This window comes from Acidimangrovimonas sediminis (genome assembly GCF_002871005.1).
Classification (GTDB): Bacteria; Pseudomonadota; Alphaproteobacteria; order Rhodobacterales; family Rhodobacteraceae; genus Acidimangrovimonas; species Acidimangrovimonas sediminis.
In genome coordinates, this window is record NZ_PHSN01000079.1 from 1 (window position 1) to 382 (window position 382).

General features: G+C 67.8%; 1 protein-coding gene. It reads left to right on the plus strand.

The annotated features are described in order from the left end of the window. Positions 1–382, plus strand: a 382-nt coding sequence (locus CVV76_RS25095; protein ID WP_158243248.1) for a hypothetical protein, incomplete at both ends; no start/stop codon positions are given.

Consider the following 382-nt stretch of genomic DNA (forward strand, 5'->3'; position numbering starts at 1 on the left):
CGGCCGAGGGCCACCGGGTCGGCTCCGCGATGATCTGCGCCGCCGCCGACCTGCCGATCCCGGACTATTTCCTCGTTGCTGATTTGCAGGACGCGGCACAGGCCAACGGCTTCTGGGACAAGCTTCCCGGCCACGTGTCCTATTCCGAGTACGGAACCGGGGACGTCTCGGATGCCCCCTTTGCCTGGGGCACCACGCCGCGTGGGGCGGCAGGGGCGGGCGACTTCGAGCCGGTGCCGGTGGTCTACCGCGACGACATCGAGAACGGGCTGCGGTTCGCGGCGGACATCGCCGCCAGCCCGCTGAGCGACAAGGACGGGCGCTACGTCGAGTTCACGGACACCAACAACTACTACTTCCTCGGCAACCGATCTGGAAACGC